The sequence below is a fragment of the Bacteroides sp. An269 genome, assembly GCF_002159755.1.
GTDB lineage: Bacteria > Bacteroidota > Bacteroidia > Bacteroidales > Bacteroidaceae > Phocaeicola > Phocaeicola intestinalis.
Window position 1 is genome coordinate 1 of the sequence record NZ_NFJG01000097.1, and the last position, 18,050, is coordinate 18,050.

General features: G+C 46.0%; 17 protein-coding genes. 7 read left to right on the plus strand and 10 right to left on the minus strand.

Translation table 11 applies throughout. The annotated features are described in order from the left end of the window. Positions 1–198: 198 nt before the first annotated feature. The 6 genes from argH to prmC form a co-directional block, all read right to left on the minus strand. Positions 199–1,539: an argininosuccinate lyase gene (gene argH / locus B5F71_RS14910; RefSeq protein WP_087211793.1), complete on the minus strand. Its 1,341-nt coding sequence runs from the start codon at positions 1,537–1,539 to the stop codon at positions 199–201. A 119-nt stretch (positions 1,540–1,658) separates the two neighbouring features. Further along, positions 1,659–2,084 carry an SRPBCC family protein gene (locus tag B5F71_RS14915; RefSeq protein ID WP_087211796.1) on the minus strand — a complete coding sequence of 142 codons (426 nt, stop codon included), beginning with the start codon at positions 2,082–2,084 and terminating at the stop codon, positions 1,659–1,661. Positions 2,085–2,300: 216 nt separating this feature from the next. Further along, on the minus strand, positions 2,301–2,936 hold the full coding sequence (gene pyrE / locus B5F71_RS14920; RefSeq protein WP_013618064.1) for an orotate phosphoribosyltransferase: 636 nt from the start codon (positions 2,934–2,936) through the stop codon (positions 2,301–2,303). Positions 2,937–3,033: 97 nt separating this feature from the next. Beyond that, positions 3,034–3,723 carry a ComF family protein gene (locus tag B5F71_RS14925; RefSeq protein ID WP_087211799.1) on the minus strand — a complete coding sequence of 230 codons (690 nt, stop codon included), beginning with the start codon at positions 3,721–3,723 and terminating at the stop codon, positions 3,034–3,036. Next, positions 3,707–4,186: a regulatory protein RecX gene (locus tag B5F71_RS14930; protein ID WP_022040399.1), complete on the minus strand. Its 480-nt coding sequence runs from the start codon at positions 4,184–4,186 to the stop codon at positions 3,707–3,709. Before B5F71_RS14930 ends, B5F71_RS14925 begins: the two co-directional genes overlap by 17 nt. After that, a complete protein-coding gene (gene prmC, locus B5F71_RS14935) occupies positions 4,183–5,025 on the minus strand; it encodes a peptide chain release factor N(5)-glutamine methyltransferase (RefSeq protein WP_087211801.1) in 843 nt (280 codons plus the stop codon). Before prmC ends, B5F71_RS14930 begins: the two co-directional genes overlap by 4 nt. Before the next feature lie 38 nt (positions 5,026–5,063). Between prmC and ribD the strand changes: the two genes are divergently transcribed. The 7 genes from ribD to murI all read left to right on the plus strand — a co-directional run bounded on the left by ribD (position 5,064) and on the right by murI (position 13,295). After that, a complete protein-coding gene (ribD, locus tag B5F71_RS14940) occupies positions 5,064–6,134 on the plus strand; it encodes a bifunctional diaminohydroxyphosphoribosylaminopyrimidine deaminase/5-amino-6-(5-phosphoribosylamino)uracil reductase RibD (protein WP_022040401.1) in 1,071 nt (356 codons plus the stop codon). Between the two features lie 98 nt (positions 6,135–6,232). Continuing rightward, positions 6,233–7,705 carry a DUF6242 domain-containing protein gene (locus B5F71_RS14945; protein WP_143269914.1) on the plus strand — a complete coding sequence of 491 codons (1,473 nt, stop codon included), beginning with the start codon at positions 6,233–6,235 and terminating at the stop codon, positions 7,703–7,705. A 16-nt stretch (positions 7,706–7,721) separates the two neighbouring features. Beyond that, entirely contained in the window at positions 7,722–8,465 is a 744-nt protein-coding gene (locus B5F71_RS14950; protein WP_022040403.1) for an isoprenyl transferase, read from the plus strand. A gap of 5 nt (positions 8,466–8,470) precedes the next feature. After that, positions 8,471–11,191, plus strand: coding sequence for an outer membrane protein assembly factor BamA (bamA, locus tag B5F71_RS14955; RefSeq protein WP_087211808.1), 2,721 nt, complete (start codon positions 8,471–8,473; stop codon positions 11,189–11,191). 17 nt (positions 11,192–11,208) lie between these two features. Beyond that, complete coding sequence (locus B5F71_RS14960) at positions 11,209–11,724, plus strand: OmpH family outer membrane protein (protein ID WP_087211810.1); 516 nt, start codon at positions 11,209–11,211, stop codon at positions 11,722–11,724. Between the two features lie 83 nt (positions 11,725–11,807). Further along, on the plus strand, positions 11,808–12,365 hold the full coding sequence (locus B5F71_RS14965) for an OmpH family outer membrane protein (protein ID WP_022040406.1): 558 nt from the start codon (positions 11,808–11,810) through the stop codon (positions 12,363–12,365). 102 nt (positions 12,366–12,467) lie between these two features. Further along, positions 12,468–13,295 (plus strand): glutamate racemase, encoded by an 828-nt coding sequence (gene murI, locus B5F71_RS14970; RefSeq protein WP_022040407.1) that lies wholly within the window; start codon positions 12,468–12,470, stop codon positions 13,293–13,295. A gap of 62 nt (positions 13,296–13,357) precedes the next feature. On the opposite strand, the gene B5F71_RS14975 is transcribed toward murI, so the two are convergent. The 4 genes from B5F71_RS14975 to B5F71_RS14990 all read right to left on the minus strand — a co-directional run. Then, entirely contained in the window at positions 13,358–15,952 is a 2,595-nt protein-coding gene (locus B5F71_RS14975; RefSeq protein WP_087211813.1) for a glycoside hydrolase family 2 TIM barrel-domain containing protein, read from the minus strand. 220 nt (positions 15,953–16,172) lie between these two features. Continuing rightward, positions 16,173–16,811 (minus strand): hypothetical protein, encoded by a 639-nt coding sequence (locus tag B5F71_RS14980; RefSeq protein ID WP_343285808.1) that lies wholly within the window; start codon positions 16,809–16,811, stop codon positions 16,173–16,175. A 147-nt stretch (positions 16,812–16,958) separates the two neighbouring features. Further along, positions 16,959–17,477, minus strand: a complete 519-nt coding sequence (locus tag B5F71_RS14985) for an SMI1/KNR4 family protein (protein ID WP_087211817.1) — start codon at positions 17,475–17,477, stop codon at positions 16,959–16,961. Continuing rightward, on the minus strand, positions 17,467–18,050 hold a 584-nt coding region (locus B5F71_RS14990; RefSeq protein WP_241148620.1), incomplete at its 5' end, for an HNH/ENDO VII family nuclease. The genes B5F71_RS14990 and B5F71_RS14985, both read right to left, overlap by 11 nt.

An 18,050-nucleotide genomic window follows, 5' to 3' on the forward strand; every position in this document is an offset into this window, starting at 1 on the left:
CGCCTATAGGACACAATAGGTCACCTCCTTTTCTTGGTTAACCTTTTTTACGGCAAAGGTAACTTTTTTCTTTGCCCTTTTACCAATGCAAATCTAAAGGAGGACACAGGGATTTTCAGTTGTCATTTGTACGCGATAAACAGTAGGGGCGTAATTCACCTTTATTAATCTGTGCAATCTGTGGTGAAAAGAACAGACTCAACGCCCCAATAAGGCTTTCTCGGCTTGGGCGACACGCTCGAAATCGAAGCCATCCATAACCTGGGCCATCAGGGCTTCGATTTTATCGTTGCATAAGTTCCCGATGCTTCCGGCGTGGGTGTGATGCACCTCCTTGGCATGAGTGAACTTGCCGGCTTCGATGTCCAAGCCTACCTTCTTATAGGCATCACGGAAAGGCATGCCCTTCGCTGCCAGACGGTTGACCTCTTCTACGCTGAACATATACAGGTATTTATCGTCATCCAGGATGTGTTCGTTCACCTTGATACGCTCCATGATGTATGCCGACATCCGCAAGCAGTCCAAGAGTTCCTCGAATGCGGGGAGGAAGACTTCCTTGATAATCTGCAAGTCGCGGAAATAGCCCGAAGGCAGGTTGTTCATAATCATCATAATCTGCTGGGGCAAAGACTGGATTTTATTGCATTTGGCACGGGTCAGTTCGAACACATCGGGGTTCTTCTTGTGCGGCATGATGCTGGAACCCGTGGTGCATTCGTCGGGAAGCTTGACGAAACCAAAGTTCTGGCAACTGAACATACAGGCATCGAATGCCATCTTCGATACGGTTCCGGCAATGCTTGCCAAGGCAAAGGCAACGTTGCGCTCCATCTTACCACGTCCCATCTGCGCATAAACCACGTTGTAATTCATTGAGTCGAAACCCAGCAGGCGGGTGGTCATCTCACGGTCCAAGGGGAACGAAGAGCCGTATCCGGCGGCAGATCCGAGCGGATTGCGGTTGCACATCTTATAAGCGGCTTGCAGGAACAGCATATCATCGACCAGGCTTTCGGCATATGCGCCAAACCAAAGTCCGAAAGAAGAAGGCATGGCGATTTGCAAATGGGTATAGCCCGGCATCAGAATGTCTTTGTAGCGGTTGCTTTGCACAATCAGAACGCGGAAGAGCGTCTCGACCGCCTCAGCTACCTGCTTCAGTTGCTCACGGGTGAAGAGTTTCAGGTCGACCAATACCTGGTCGTTCCGCGAACGCCCGCTATGTATCTTCTTGCCTACATCGCCCAGCTTACGGGTAAGCATAAGCTCCACCTGCGAATGTACGTCCTCGATGCCGTCTTCAATCACAAACTCACCTTTCTCTGCGGTTGCATAGATTTGCTTTAACTCTTCCAACAGGACCTTCAGTTCGTCGGGCTTCAGCAGGCCGATGCTTTCGAGCATCGTGATATGCGCCATTGAGCCCAACACATCGTGCTTTGCCAGATAAAGGTCCAGTTCACGGTCGCGTCCTACGGTAAAGCGGTCGATTTCCGCATTTACCTGTACATTCTTTTCCCAAAGTTTTTGTCCCATACGTTATTAAGTTTTTGAGTTCTTGAGTTTGTAAGTTTTTTGAGTTCTTGAGCTTTTAAGTTCCTGAGTTGAAACATACACAAAACACTCCAAACTTAAAAACTCAAGAACTTACAAACTCAATAAGGAATCATCGCAAGCATATCTGCCAGTTTTTCTACCCCTTCTTGCAAAGGCTTCGACACCATGGCTTTCATAAAGGCGTTCACTTCGGCACGGATAGTCACCTTCATCTTGGCTTCCGCTTCGCCTTCCGGAAGGATTTGTATCCACAAGTTCATCGGGATAGGTGTCTTGTCGCCTTCAAACTTGATGCACTTCATCGGCTCGCGTTCCACGATACGGAGCGTAAGGCTGATGCCTTGCACTTTCAAGGTCAGCGAATCCTGGTCGAAAACCAAGTCTTCCACCTTTCCGGGGAATTTTTCTTTCAGTTCGCCCAGCTTCTCACGCACCGAGGCAAGATTGTTTAAGTCAGCCAGTTTTGTATAGACCCGTTCCTGTGTATACGGAACATGTTTCACACTGCTTTCAAATTGTACCATACATTGTATCTAATTGAACACAGAATATTATTTACGATTTACTATTTCGATGAATTATAGCAGAACAAAATCGGTTTGCGAAAAATACCGCATGCAGTAGAGACGCCACAATGTGACGTCTCTACTAAAAACAGACTATATTTTCGCATTCTGTTTCTGACTGACTATTATAGTAAATAGTAAATCGTAAAGTCGTAAATAATTTTCATGCTTTATTTATTTTCCCGTCCAATGTGCCGGGTCTTTTCTCCATGCCTGAAGGATAGGAATATCCTGCTCGTCGATGTAATTGGTCTTCAAGGCTGCATCCAATACCGCATTGTAATTGGTCAAGGTAACCAATTCCACTTTTGCCTCTTTGAATGCTTCTACAGAAACATCGAATCCGTATGTGAACGAAGCCACCATGCCGATGACGTTGCATCCGTTCTGGCGGATAGCGTTTACGGCTTTCAGGCTGCTTCCGCCTGTAGATATCAAGTCTTCTACCACTACGACCTTCATACCCGGACGAAGCTCGCCCTCAATCAGGTTTTCCAGACCGTGGTCTTTGGGGCTCGAACGTACATAGACGAACGGGAGGTTCAGTTCCTCTGCCACCAATGCGCCTTGGGGAATGGCTCCTGTAGCTACACCCGCTATTGCATCCACTTCTCCAAACCGTTCCATAATGATACGGCACAACTCCAACTTGACAAAATTGCGCAAGGCAGGATAAGACAATGTCTTGCGGTTGTCACAATAAATAGGGGATTTCCAACCCGATGCCCATGTGAAAGGGTTCGCAGGCTGAATCTTTACAGCTTTTACCTTCAACAATTTTTCTGCAAATAATCTTTCCAAAGCTTTCATAACTTTATTTATCTGATAAATAACGATGCAAAAATATGCAAAACATACGTGAATATGAAATATATAGGGATTTTTTTAATAAAAAGTTAGTAAACTTTCATTTTGTCCACGCCAAAGTGACAATACTGATACGAATGTCTCCGATGGCCGACAAGGCATCAGCACACGCCACCAGCGTAGCTCCGGTAGTAAGTACATCATCGACCAGCAGGATATGTTTCCCTGCCAAAGATGCTGCATCTGCAGTAGCACAAAACAACTCCTGCACATTCAGCCAGCGGGCATAACCGCTCTTATGGGTCTGAGTGGCATTATTCCGAAGACGGTAAATGGCATTCCGGCATACAGGCAAGCCTGTCTTTTCGGCTATGCCGCGCGCCAGAAGCTCACTCTGATTGTATCCCCTCTTTCTTTCACGGGTGCGGAACAAAGGCACAGGAAGCAAGCAATCAATCCCGTCGAAAAAACCTGTAGGCAACAACTCACTCCCTATCCACTCGCCCATCTTTACACAAAGTTTTCGCTGGCCATCATATTTCATCGCATACAAAATACGTGCCACCGTTCCTCCCTTGGCATAATAGAAAAGCGAAGATGCACGTTCTATCGGGAATCGTCCCCAAAAACATTGCTCCATCTCATTTCCTACCTTATTATATAAATGAGTATAAGGCAGCGAAGATGCACAACGAAGGCACACTCCTTCCTCGCCTGACAACAGACGGTTCCCGCACGCCACACAAAGACGAGGGAAAAAGAAATCGCGCAAGTCAGTCCATAAACTCATCTTCTGACACCTGATGGACGTAACGCTTGATTTCGTCTACCGTATACCCTTTTGTCACGGCATAGCGAAGCAACTTCATGGCTCGTTCGTACTCGGTCTTTCCTGTTACCGACTTCCGCTTTTGGGCAAGCACTTCGCGCAAGATGCGGCTATATTCCTCATCGTCTATCTCTTCAAGCCCCGCCGATATATCATCGGAAGGCAAGTGTTTCATCCGCAATGCCTGGATTATCTTGTTTCTCCCCCAGCGTGCGAAGCGATATTTATCGCGCACGAAAGCTTTGCAATAGCGGCATGTATCAATGAAACGGTCTTGTTGAAGCATAGCAAGGATGCGGGCATTTTCTTCTTCAGTAGCTCCCCATTGCTCCAGCTTCTGCGCCACTTCTTCCGGACAACGCTCGGTCCGCACACAATAAGCCTCAGCCTTATTCTTCAATTCGCTTTCAGTATAAATCTTCATGGTCTTTCCGCTTTTACCATACGGTCGTTGCCCGAAAGGTCTTTCCGCAACTCTACGTTCCGATATCCCATGCTTCGGAGTAATTCCACCGTTTCACGCCCGTATGCCTGATTGATTTCATAATATAAAACGCCACTGGAAGACAAATGTTTACTTCCCAGTTCTGCTATTTTCCGGTAAAACAACAAAGGGTCGTTATCGGGAACAAACAAAGCAAGCCCCGGTTCCCAGTCGAGCACATTCCTATCCATACTTGCCTTCTCCTGCTCACGAATATAAGGAGGATTGCTCACCCATATATCTGCATCGGGCATCGCAACTATATGCGAGAGCACATCCACCCGGACGCACTCCACATTCACCCCATTGCGTGCAGCGTTCCGCCTTGCTACGGCAAGGGCTGCTTCAGATACATCCCATGCCAGCACCGAAGAACGAGGTAACAACCGTGCCAACGACACCGCGATGCAACCACTTCCCGTACCGATGTCCAACACCCGCAAACCCTCCTGTGAAGCATAATCGCGGGCTATCCATTCCACCAGCTCGGCGGTTTCGGGACGGGGAACCAGCACGTCATGCGTCACATAAAAAGGATGTCCAAGGAAAAAAGTTTCACCGGTAATGTACTGAAAAGGCTCGAAACGCTTCAAACGGGAAAGAATATCTTCAAGCTTCTCGCGTTCTTTCGTTGAAAAATTCCTATCTTTGCCCGCGTACAAATCAACGGCAGAAAATCCGAACACATCGGTCAGGATTCCTTTGGCCAACGCTTTCACTTCCAAGTCTGGATACAGGCCCGAAAGCGACTGTATAATATAGGTATATAAAGGATGCATAATGCCACAAAGGTACAAAAAGAAAAAAACATACGCTTATGACTACAGACGAAAAATACATAAGCCGCTGCATTCAGTTGGCAAAGAACGGATTATGCAATACGCCTCCCAATCCGATGGTAGGAGCCGTCATCGTACACCAAGGCAAGATTATCGGCGAAGGATACCATGCCCGTTGCGGTGAGGGTCATGCCGAAGTAAATGCCATTGCCTCGGTGAAGGACGAAAGCCTGCTCCACGATTCTACCCTTTATGTCAGCCTGGAACCTTGTTCCCATTACGGGAAGACTCCTCCGTGCGCCGACCTGATTATCCGCAAAGGTATTCCCCGTGTAGTAGTAGGATGCATTGACCCCTTCTCGCTGGTATCGGGAAGAGGTATCCGAAAACTCAGAGATGCCGGCATCGAAGTCAAGACCGGAGTGCTGGAACAAGAATGCCGGGACCTGATTAAGCGTTTTGTGACATTCAACCAGCAAAAACGTCCTTACATTACCCTGAAATGGGCACAATCGGCCGACGGATTCATCGATACCATACGTCAGGAAGGAAAAGCGGTACGGCTTTCTTCTCCGCTCACATCGGCATACGTGCACAAACTACGTGCCGAACATCAGGCAATACTGGTGGGAAGACGCACTGCCCTGCTCGACAATCCTTCACTCACTACCCGCGAATGGTATGGCAAGCATCCCCTACGGCTGGTAATCGACCGCCATCTCTCACTCCCGTCTTCCCTGCACCTGTTCGACGGAAGTACCCCCACGTGGGTGTTCACTTCAGCACCCCAGACAGGAAAGGCCAACCTGACTTTCATTCCTCTCGACTTTGACAAAGACATTCTGCCCCAGATCGCCCGTATCTTATACGAGCATAAAATCCAATCTCTGCTGGTGGAAGGCGGGAACCGGTTGCTCCAGTCCTTCCTTGATGCAGGATTATGGGACGAAACGTATGCCGAACATGTCCCCACCATATTGGGGGAAGGAGTACAGGCACCGTCCATTCCCTGCGGTTTCCCATGCTCTTTCCTGCCAAGAGACCGGTCTGTGATAGCGCACTATGTCAACCGGTACGACAAATTGCCTGATTCGCAGATAAAAAAGTAAAGTTTATCCATAATTTTATATAAAACTTGATATAAAAGTTCCAAGTGGAAAAAAAACTTTCTACTTTTGCAACTTGTAATGCAAAGAATATACTAATAATGAAAATAAGATTTTTATCCATATTATTAGCAAGCCTGGCTTTAGCTACATTCTCAATGACATCTTGCCTGAATGATGATACAATAGAAGTAACCTATACCAACGAAACGAGCATCATCCATTTCTCGGTAGGGACACTATGGATGCAAAAAACCGGACAGGCTCAAGACGGAAGCGATTCCTTGTATATGGATACGTTGTCTATGTCGAATTATCCTTTCACCATCGACCAGCTGAACCGGACTATCGAAAATAAAGACTCGCTTCCGGTAGGGACCGACATTTCAAGAGTCGTTACCAACATCAATGCCGATTCTCCTTATATAGTATATGGCAAAATAGACTCGTTAGGTACCGAACCTGTAGATACGCTTTGGACCAATACCGACTCCATTAATTTTGCGGTAGCTCCTAGCGAAGGACTGACTTTCAAGGTTATGTCCTACAGCGGACGGATGGGAAAAACCTACCACATAAAAATCAATGTACACCAGCAAGAACCCGATTCGTTGACATGGGACGAAGAAGCCTCACAACAAGCTTTCGTATCACAGAGCCTGACCCGCCAGAAAGCGGTATACACAGACGGATGTATCTACGTATTTGGACAAGACGGGGATACACCTGTCATCGAATATACTACGGTCAGTACCAACGGACAGGCAGACGGCTGGATTGCCCTCGACAATGTTCCGCAAGAAACCGACTCTTATTCGGCAATGGTATGGAACGGCACGGTTTATTTCCTTGCCGACGGTACCTTGTACGAACTTTCCGGTAGTGTTATCCAGCCTTCCTCCCTTCCTGCACCAGCATATCGCCTGAAGCAACTCCTGGCAAATGCCACTACGGCAAGCGGACTTTCTTACCTGTATGCCTACACCGAGGACAACCGGTGTGTGACCTACAACGGCACATCGTGGAGCGAAGACGGAGAAGGGAGCATTTTCCCTGACGTAAACCAACGTTTCTCGTTTGCGTCATTACCTGTTTCCTATAATTCCACCCTGACACGCGCCGTCGTATTCGGATTCCATCCCGATGCACTAGGGAATGAGTTCGGATTTGCAGCCAGCCGGCTAAATTCTGAAAACGATTGGATTGCTTACGACTATGCACAGGCCGATACTTTCTATTGTCCGAACATCGCCGACGGAACAATGATTTATTACGACAAGAAGCTATATGCTTTCGGAGGATTCATCAACAGCCTTCCGCATAAAGAATACCGGCACCCGTTCAACACGTTCTTCGAGTCGACCGACAATGGTCTCTCTTGGAAACCTGTGACACGCTATGTCCGCTTCCCAAAGTCAGACTCATTCAGGCAAAAATACGAAGAAGGAGAATCACTGGGTGAAGGAAGCTACTCGTGTGTAGTAGATGAGAACAACTTTATTTGGATTATCTGGCACAACGGATATATGAGCAGAGGACGAATCAACCGGCTGGGATTCCTTCCCAAATGGTAGAAAAACGTAAAGCATCATGACATCATACAAGGACTTAATAGACAAATCACGGATTCCGGCACACATTGCCATCATTATGGACGGTAACGGGCGATGGGCTAAACAACGCGGTCATGCCCGCTCGTTCGGGCATCAGGCAGGTGCCGAAACAGTACATGTCATTGCAGAAGAAGCTGCACGGCTGGGAGTGAAATACCTGACACTTTACACCTTCTCTACCGAAAACTGGAAACGGCCTGCCGAAGAAGTGTCTGCCCTGATGGCTCTCCTTATGGATTCCATCGAGGAAGAGACGCTGATGAAGAACAACATCCGTTTCCGCATCATCGGCGAAAAGGACAAGTTACCCGTCAATGTGGCCGAACGCCTGCAACAATGCATCAAACGCACATCGGTCAATACAGGCATGTGCCTGGTACTGGCTCTCAGTTATTCATCGAAATGGGAGCTGACCGAAGCCGTCAAACAGATAGCGGCACAAGTGGCGTGCCAGAAACTTGCCGTCGATGAAATAACCGACAAGACCATTGACCAGTATCTGGCAACCAGTTTTATGCCCGACCCTGACCTGCTGATACGTACAGGAGGCGAAATAAGGCTCAGCAATTACCTGTTATGGCAATGTGCTTATTCTGAACTTTATTTTTGCGACACCTACTGGCCCGACTTCAAGGCAGAAGAATTTTGCAAAGCAATATACGATTATCAACAAAGAGAACGCCGTTTTGGCAAAACAAGTGAACAATTATTGAAACCCTAAAAAAGATGCGATACAGTTTTTTTCTTACTCTATTGGTACTGATATGTTTCAGCTTTCCGGCTATCGGACATGCACAAGAAAACAACGTGCAGGAAGGTCAGACAGATGAAGAGGACGGCTCTGCCTCTTTACACCACGATACACCACAGCCGGCAGAGCAATCGGAGACACCAGAGAACCAACCAGTCATTTTATATAACGGGACTCCCAAGAAATATGAAATAGCCGACATCAAGGTGGAGGGAGTGAAAAACTACGAGGATTATGTATTGATCGGTATCTCCGGACTTGCCGTTGGGCAGACCATTACCGTGCCGGGCGATGATATCACCGATGCCGTCAAGCGGTATTGGCGCCACGGATTGTTTTCGGATGTCCGTATTTCGGCAGATAAGATAGAAGGAAATAAAATCTGGATCCGCATCGAACTGACCCAGCGTCCGCGTATCGCCGACATCCATTTCAATGGTATCAAGAAAGGCGAGCGTGAAGACTTGCAAAACAAGCTCGGCAATATGGTGAAAGGTATGCAGATTACGCCCAATATGGTAGACCGTGCCAAAATCATCATCAAGAAATACTTTGATGAGAAAGGGTTTAAAAATGCCGAAGTCAACATCATCGAACGCGAAGCCCCCAATGACAAGGAGCAGGTGTATGTTGATGTAAACATTGACAAGAAAGAAAAGGTAAAAGTCCACAAAATCACGATTGACGGCAATACGGTATTGACAGACAAGAAGTTAAAGCGCGTGATGAAAAAGACCAACGAAAAAGGTAAGCTCATCAACTTGTTCCGTACCAAGAAATTCATCGATGAACGTTACGAAGAAGATAAGCAGAAAATCATCGAAAAATACAACGAACTGGGCTATCGCGATGCTGTCATCGAAGTGGACAGCGTATCACCTTACGATGAAAAGACGGTAGATGTATATATGAAGATATACGAAGGCAACAAATATTACCTACGCAACATTACATGGGTGGGAAATACCGTCTATCCTTCTGACCTGCTGAACGAACAATTGCAGATGAAGCATGGTGACGTATACAACCAGAAGTTGCTGGACGACCGCCTTTCGAATGATGAAGATGCCATCAAGAACAATTATTATAACCGTGGTTACGTGTTCTCGAACATCGACCCGGTAGAAGTGAATATCGATGGTGACTCCATCGACCTTGAAATGCGCGTGATGGAAGGTCCGCAGGCAAGCATCAGCCATGTACGTATCAATGGTAACGACCGTTTGTACGAAAACGTCATCCGGCGTGAACTTCGTACCCGCCCTGGAGACTTGTTCAGTAAGGAAGCATTGGAACGTTCGTACCGTGAAATCGCTCAAATGGGGCACTTCAATCCTGAAACCATCAACCCACAGGTACAGCCCAATTACGAAGATGGTACGGTAGATATTAATTGGGGACTGGAATCGAAAGCGAACGACCAGGTAGAATTTTCTGCAGGATGGGGACAAACAGGTATCATCGGTAAGCTGAGCCTGAAATTCACCAACTTCTCGTTCGCCAACCTGTTCCGCAAGAATGACAACTTCCGAGGATTCCTGCCGCAAGGTGACGGACAGACCCTTACCATCAGTGGCCAGACCAACGGACAATATTATCAGGCATACAGTATCTCGTTCCTTGACCCATGGTTTGGCGGTAAGCGCCCGAACTCACTTTCAGTATCCGCATTCTATTCTGTACAGACCGATATCAGCAGCCAGTATTACAACTCGGCTTACATGAACAACTACTACAATTATCTGTACGGATGGGGATACGGCAACTATGGCTATTATGACAATTACGAATCTTACTATGACCCTGACCGCTCCATCAAGATGTTCGGGTTCTCGGTAGGATGGGGAAAACGCTTGCGCTGGCCCGATGACTATTTCACGTTCATGGCAGAATTGTCCTACCAGCGCTTTATGCTGAAAGATTGGAGTTACCTGTATATCCGGTTGAACAACGGGGAATACATGAACACAGGTAATTGCAACAGCTTGAGCTTGAACCTGACTTTGTCGCGTAACTCTACCGACAATCCCATTTTCCCACGCCGTGGTTCCGAGTTTACCGCTTCGTTGCAAATCACGCCGCCTTACTCGCTCTTCAGCAACAAAGACTATTCTACTTACGGAAGAGACAACTACGACGAGGCAGCAAGTATGTTTAAATGGATTGAATACCACAAGTGGAAATTCAAATCGAAGACTTATACCGCTTTGATGGATATCCAGAAGTGTCCGGTCATCATGACCCGTGCTGAATTTGGTATCTTAGGACACTTCAACCGTTATAAGCGCTCTCCGTTCGAAACCTTCTATGTCGGAGGTGACGGTATGACAGGATACAGTTACAACTACGCATCCGAAACCATTGCCCTACGTGGATATGAGAACGGTTCGTTGACCCCCTACGGAAGCGAAGGATATGCTTATATCCGTCTGGGAGCTGAACTCCGCTACCCGCTGATGTTGGAAAACTCTACCAGCATCTATGCCTTGGGATTTGTAGAAGCCGGAAATGCATGGACGGATGTAGCAGACTTCAATCCGTTCAAGCTGAAACGTTCTGCCGGAGTCGGTGTACGTATCTTCCTGCCGATGATTGGTATGATGGGTATCGACTGGGCATACGGTTTCGACAAGATCAACGGCTCTACGCAATACAGTGGAAGCCAGTTCCACTTTATTATCGGACAAGAATTTTAACCTAAAGACCCAAAGATATGAAAAGATTGATTTTCTCTGCAGCACTGCTTGTGATAAGCCTCTGCGCGGCACAGGCACAGAAATTCGCGTTGATAGACATGGAATTTATCTTGAAACATATCCCTGCCTATGAACAGGCAAACCAGCAAATGGAATCGCTGTCCCAACAATGGCAAAGCGAAATAGAAGCCAAGAGCAACGAAGCCAAAGCCTTGTATGAGGCTTACCAGAAAGATGCCGCTACGCTGACCGATGCACAACGTACTGCAAAAGAAGAAGCAGTTGTGGCAAAAGAAAAAGAAGCAGCCGAACTCCGGCAAAAATATTTCGGTCCTCAAGGCGAAATGATGAAGAAACAACGGGAACTTGTCGCTCCTATCCAAGACAACATTTATAATGCTGTTAAAGACATTGCTATGGAGCAGAATTACGATGCAGTTATTGACCGCGCCTCGGCACAAAGTATGATTTTTGCCTCTCCGCGCATTGATATCAGCAATGAAGTGCTCTCACGCTTAGGATATTCAAATTAATTTTATACATTTGCAGCCGTTCTCTTACGAGAACCGCAACAGGAACAAAACAATAAATTAAAAACTAATAGAAAATCAAGATTATGTTGAAAAGAATTGCTTTATTATTGCTGCTCGTCGCTCCGATGAGCTTGTTCGCGCAAAAGTTCGCGCATTTTAAGTCTATGGACATCATCCCGGTAATGCCGGAATATGCCAAAGCCCAAACTGATATTCAAGCTTTGCAGAAACAGTACGAAGACGAAATCAAACGTGCTTCAGACGAGTTCAGCAAAAAATTTGCAGAATACCAACAAGAACAAAAGACACTTCCGCAAAACATCCAGGAACGCCGCCAGAAAGAATTACAGGAAATGCAGGAAAAAGGTATACAGTTTCAGCAGGAAGCACAGCAGCAGCTGCAAAAAGCTTATACTGATATGATGGATCCGATTTACAAGAAACTGGAAGATGCAGTAAAAGCTATCGGTGCAGCTGGCGGATACACCTACGTTTTCGACCTGAACCGTACGGACATCCCTTACATCGATGAAAACGTATCGAAAGATGTTACCAACGATATCAAAACCAAGTTGGGTATCAGTCTGACTGCAGTACCGGCAACACCGGCTGCATCCGCAACTACTACTCCGGCAAACTAACCCCCTTCTGTTTATTCACCGCAGATTAACACAGATTCTCGCAGATTAAAACTTTACATTCTGCGCCGATCTGCGTTAATCTGCGTTTCTGATTTAAATATCATGACAACCACAGGACCCATCGGCATCTTCGATTCCGGCTACGGAGGGTTGACTATCCTTGACAAAATACGCAGCCTGCTTCCTCAGTACAATTATCTCTATTTAGGCGACAATGCCCGTACCCCCTATGGCACACGTTCGTTCGAAGTGGTATACGAATTCACTTTACAGGCGGTACGAAAACTCTTCGAGCTGGGATGTCCATTGGTTATCCTTGCCTGCAATACAGCTTCGGCAAAAGCACTCCGCAGTATCCAGCAACAAGACCTTCCACATCTCGACCCAGCCCGCAGAGTACTGGGCGTAATACGTCCTACCGTAGAATGCATCGGCAACTTGACCCAAACCCGCCACGTAGGGTTGCTTGCCACCGAAGGTACTGTAAAGTCACAATCCTATCCGTTAGAAATCCACAAGCTTTATCCCGAAATCCGATTGACAAGTGTATCCTGTCCCATGTGGGTACCATTAATAGAGAATAATGAAGCCCAAAGCCCTGGTGCCGATTATTTCGTACAAAAATACCTCGACCGCCTGCTCTCCCAAGACCCGGAAATAGATACCATCATTTTAGGCTGTACTCACTATCCTCTTTTGTTGGATAAAATCCGTTGTTACACTCCGTCACACATCCGCCTGGTAGAACAAGGCAAATACGTAGCAGCCAGCCTGAAAGACTACCTTATCCGACATCCGGAAATACGGACCCATTGCGAAACGGGAGGGAATTGTCTTTTCCTTACTACCGAATCGGTAGAAAAATTCCGTGAGTCAGCCCACGTCTTTCTGCATCAGGAAGTGCAGGTGCGTACCATTGCATTAGAATAAAGAAATAAACACTGCACACAGCCTCATGAGCGTATGCAACCGTGTGCAGTGTGTGTTATGTGTCAGTATAATTGTCCGCGTACCTCCACTTCAGCAAGCTTCGGTGTCACGTATCTTTCAGAATGAGGAAAACTGATACGAAGATAATGCATTTTTACCTGCCTGTCACTTTTTATCAGGTCCGAATCTAGCGGAACATGGTTGCCGGTCTTATCCGAAACCACGATCCAGTCTTTATTGTTCTCAGACACTTCAATCTTGTACTGATACGGAGCTGCACCTGCAAACCGGACACAAACCTCATCCAACATCAAGAAACGTTCCGTATCAAGTGTCCAATATACCTTTCGGTCTGAATTTTCAGGTTCCCACCAAGTATCAAGCTTACCATCAGCAGCATATCCTGTGGCATGTCCCTGTGCAGCACTGCTACCAAAAGCTGGGTTATTCAATCCGAAACTTTGCATTTTATGCTGTTTCTGCAAAGCAAAGGGAATATAAGGACGATTTTTCACTTGGGGAGTCTCTCCTTCTTGATATACGGGAGCTCCGGAAAATGTCAGTTTAACGCGAGCCGGCTCCAAGCCTGGTGAAGTAGCTTCAATGACCGATTCGCCTGCATAATAGGAGCGAAAGGCAATCGCTGCTTTTCCATCCATGATACGAATGTCACTATCCGCCTCAAACAGGATGCTGCTACCGGTAGGAAACTCGCCCGGTCCCGATAGCAAAGTCAGCCTGACAGCCGGCGAATTGCTCAGTTCTCTGCCTGTTTCATCGAGAACAGTTACCGTCAACTGAACATCGTCCGTACCGTCGGCCCTGATGCCGGTATATTGCGAGGCTTCCAACCGCAACCTTGCCGGAATGCCTGACACACTCCATATCGGAGGGGCTATATTGGCATAAGCATTCCGGTACCAATACCAAGAACGTTTCGGAATGCGGAAATAATCAACAATTCCCATTTTGCCCATTTCTTCACCAAAGATACTTCCGTGGTCGAACCCACACCAGATGGCTTGACCACTCCGCCATTCTACACCTTTCCAGGCGTCATTTTTCTGTAAGTCTCCCCATCCCGGGATATATTCGCCCGGCCGGTCGGATGTTGTGCTTCCGTATTCCGTTACCATATTCGGTATAGGCGGCTGCTGAAAATCAAGAATGGTACTTCCATCACCGTTATACCCCACAATATCTCCTATCAAGTCAATGCGCTCTGTTCCCAACGGACGCTGTGCACCGCCTATGGCAGCAGGACGTGTCGGGTCAAGCTGGTGTGTACGAGCCACCATTCTCTCCAATAGTTTTCTTATCCCATGCATTGTTTCCGGTGCAGTAAAAAAAGGCTCGTTGCACATGCTCCATGCGATAATGGAAGGATGATTACGGTGGATACGTATCATTTCCTCCAACTGCTGCAAGACATTTTCTTCAAATTCTTTGCAGTCCTCCTGGCGGACTGGATAAGCACTTGCTGTCCAATATCCGTCTTTCTTTTCTCCTGCCGTAGCCCAAAAGGGAGCTTCCGACCAGAAAAGCACACCTTCTTCATCACAAGCTTTCGAAAATGCGGGAGAATGCGGATAGTGAGAGCCGCGGATCATATCAAAGCCTGCTTGCTTAACCAAAGCCACATCACGGCGTGCTGCAGCATCGGTCACAGCATCACCCCATCCAGCCTGGTCTTGATGAACATTTATTCCTTTAAAATACAAATGTTTCCCATTCAGGAAAAAACCGTGGTCTTTTGTCCATTCAAACCAACGGAAACCGAAGGACGTTTCCTCTCGGTCTATCAGCTCATCACCTTTGAAAAGCAGACTTTCCAACTTGTACAAGACCGGATGTGACGGGTGCCACAGGAAAGGATGCTCTATTCTTTCTGTTTGCTGTTTTACAACCTGGCTCGTATTGCCTTTCAATTGTATTATCTTTTGTGCGGATGCGATAATCCTGCCTTCAGATGACAGAATATTAGAAACCAAACGGAAATTGCCAGTTTCAGGCTCCGAATGACAAATCTCCGTTGAAATGTCCACAATTCCATATTTGCCATTACTTGCATCAAGTCCCGATGTCATGATAAATGTTCCATACCAACCGATATACGTAGAAGATTTTAACACTAAACGGACATTACGGTATATACCTCCGCTAAAAACATGTTCCCCACCGCGCGGTGCCACAGTGGGTTGCCATAAATTGTTAACCCGTATTGCAAGCACATTATTTCCTTTTTGTGCCGCATCAGTTATGTCAACCGAAAACCCTGTATACCCCCCGCAATGCCGGTCTATAAACTTTCCGTTTAAAAAGATTTCCGCTTCCTGAAAAACACCGTCAAACTCTAGAAAGATTTTTCCCGAGAGATTCCTTTCTGTAAAAAACACACGCTTGCGGTACCACCCATATCCGGTATAGAAATCTTTCGACATAAAATAGGGAATACTAAACGAATGAGGAATCCCAATGGTCTCCCAGTTATTGTCGTCATAATCCGTCTTTTCGGCTCCTTGCAAGTCTCCTTGCATATACTTCCATTCCCGGTTCAGATTAATGACCTCACGAGGAGAATAGGCATATCCCACACTGCAAAAACAAAAAAGTACCCAAAAATTTATTGCCCATAAACAATGCCTCATAGTAAACATAGTTTTTATATTTGTGATTATAATCTAAATGAATATCCTCAAAATACCAGTAGATAAAAAGAGTCAGAAGGAGTTATGCCTTCGGCAGGAGTCAGAAACAGGTCTATGGGGCTTTAACTTCTGGACCAAGTGATAACTCCTGTAAAACATAACTGCTTTTAACTCCTGAGTCAAATCAAAAAAAGATCCGTGTCCGTTTGTCGGCCGTTTATGTAATACCTCATCTGTCCGAATCAAACGTGACCTTGCTTGGCAAATTTAAACAATTATATTGAATACTTGTAATATTCCTGTTCAAATCTTTCGTCAGGTTGCCGTTTTTATCGTATGCGTACTCGCTCGCCTGCTTTACAGCATCTTTGAACTCGAAACCGTTGTTGTAAGCCGTGGCGGTTGTGGCATCATCCACCCGTGTTATCAGATTGCCGCTCAGCGTATAGGTCAGGTTGTCTATCAAGCCGTAACCGGTTGAGGAGGTCTGTCCGTAACGCTGCAAGCCCTTGATATTCCCGTTCAGGTCATAATCCGTAACCTTTTCCGTGAAACGGTTGGCGTTGCTACCGATATTTGTGACTTCGCCGTATGTAGCAGAAGTCAGCCGGCTCAAACCGTCGTAGGTAAACTTATACCCCCTTATCACGCTTTCATTGCCGGCCTTCCAAGTCATGCTGCTGATATTGCCGCCATATTGCGCCGTGCCGCTGCCCGTGTTATAGTACAGGTTCTGCGTGAGCTTGCTGCCGCGGATGCCTGTCAGCCAGTCGCGGATGTTGTAGCTGTATGTCAGTTTGTTGGTTGCGCTGCCGTGCAGGCTTTTCGTTTTCAGCCTGCCCAGTTCGTCATACGTATTACTTGCCAACGTAATTTCGGCATGGCTGTTCAGCTGATCTCAATCATCTTCATTTTTATAAAAATTATGCCAGCAACCTTTTGAAACAGATTTTGATTCTGAATCAAGGTTACTGGCATATAAACTTTAAAAACACTTTAACTGATAAGAAGAAGGCTACATTTTTCTATCTCCATTATAATCGTAGTCTTCCAATGTAAGAGCTATAATCCAATTCTTAATATAATCAGCCAAACTTTGGTGTGTTACTTCCGGTGGGTCAGATTCACTATATTCATAATTAGAATACCAAAAAACGATTTGGTTAGAATCGCCACCGTTGGTTTTCACATGAGTATCGAAACAATAAAAGTTTCCTCCTCCATCAGGGCTGAACGGTATTAAATGTTTATATTGAGGTACAATTACTTCAAAGTGTTCAATATTATAACACATAAATAAGTCATAATTCTTTTCTTTATCAATTATACCTAACACATTATCTCCCATTAAAGAAAATCCGTTTGTAATACTAAGAAGATATTTATAATCTTCTGGAAGCTTCACTTCAAATGTTGCCTCAAAACGTTCTATTAAAGTAGGATTAACAGGTTCTCGCCAATCTAATATTCGAGATGTAAATTTCTGCAGTTCTGCAATAACCTCATCCATCTCTTGTTTTACTTTACTGTTCATATTCTTTCTTCCAATATTCTTTTTTAGCTTTTTCAAATTCTTTTCTATCTATTTTACTAGGTTGACCCAAATTAGGATGGTTTTTCTTGAAATTACCCTTTCCACGATGTTCCTGCCAATGCATTTCCTTAAAAGGCCCATTAGGATTTTGTCCCTCATGATGAATATCAACAGGAGTTCCATCTTGTTTAAAAGTCGGTGCATTACCAGATTTAGAAGGCGGATTTAACAAACTACGGTCTATTTTATTTTCAGGAGATATTTCTATCTTTAAGGTTTTATCCTTTATAGCCGTTCCAGTTACATCTGAAGCCTTATCAACCTGCTTAGCAGTTTTTACCGCATCCACTCCTTTATCCGCAGCCTTTAGAGCCTTGGTTGTACCAGCAGGAACAAAAGGAAGAGCGGCAGCTACGGCATCTACACCCAAATCAACCCAATGGCTTTGGGCGGAAACATGGTCGCCACGGATATGGGCAGCTACGGCTGCACCTGCATCGTAAAGCATATTGCCGATGTCCCATACCGTATCCCAAATCTTGCCGTCCTTGTCTATGCGGATAACGGGATTGC